Source organism: Oleiphilus sp. HI0067, from assembly GCF_001635735.1.
On record NZ_LWFI01000635.1, the window covers coordinates 1 to 1,077 of the forward strand.

At 50.0% G+C, this 1,077-nt stretch carries 1 protein-coding gene; it reads left to right on the forward strand.

The window, feature by feature from the left end; translation table 11 throughout:
* On the forward strand, positions 1 to 1,077 hold a 1,077-nt coding region (locus A3739_RS29600; protein WP_231877032.1), incomplete at both ends, for a hypothetical protein.

A 1,077-nucleotide genomic window follows, 5' to 3' on the forward strand; every position in this document is an offset into this window, starting at 1 on the left:
ATGCTACGTTATCTGCTGGCACTGACAATGGAGATGGTAGCTGGACGTTGACAGCCGCTGAGCTTGCCGGTCTCACGATCACGCCAGCAATAGGCCATCTAAGCGATATCGTTCTGCAGGTCGCGATTCATAATGAAGATGTTGATCCCGATGATAGCAGCCAAGTCGATAACAATAGTGCAACGACGTCAATGACTGTAACAATTAATTCGGTTATTGACGGCCCGAACCCGGTTGATCCAGTCGATCCGACCGATCCAATCGATCCATCGAACCCTAGTGCTGACGGTGATCCACTGACGGGGGCTGTCACTGTAGCAGAAGACGCAGTCTTTGATCTTGAATTGGGTCCGTTAACTCCCATTGATGTTAATGAAACAATGAGCAGTGTCACGATCGGTGGCGTGCCAACTGGAGCGATTTTGTCAGCGGGTACGAATAACGGTGATGGCACCTGGACAGTGGATCCCGCTGATCTTGATGGTTTGAGCCTTACGCCAGTCGAACATTCCAGCGATGACTTTACATTAACGACTGAAGTAACGTTCACACAGGGCGATGCTAGTCAAGTTTATAATGGTTCGGTAGAAGTTACTTTGGAAGCAGTCGCTGATGCGCCTGCGGTGAGTGCGAGTGATGTAAATGGTGATGAGAATAGTGCTATTGCCTTGGATATCACTGGTAGCCTAGCAGATAACGACGGTTCTGAGTCAGTTACTGGTTACACCATCAGCGATGTGCCGTTAGATGCTACGTTATCTGCTGGCACTGACAATGGAGATGGTAGCTGGACGTTGACAGCCGCTGAGCTTGCCGGTCTCACGATCACGCCAGCAATAGGCCATCTAAGCGATATCGTTCTGCAGGTCGCGATTCATAATGAAGATGTTGATCCCGATGATAGCAGCCAAGTCGATAACAATAGTGCAACGACGTCAATGACTGTAACAATTAATTCGGTTATTGACGGCCCGAACCCGGTTGATCCAGTCGATCCGACCGATCCAATCGATCCATCGAACCCTAGTGCTGACGGTGATCCACTGACGGGGGCTGTCACTGTAGCAGAAGACGCAG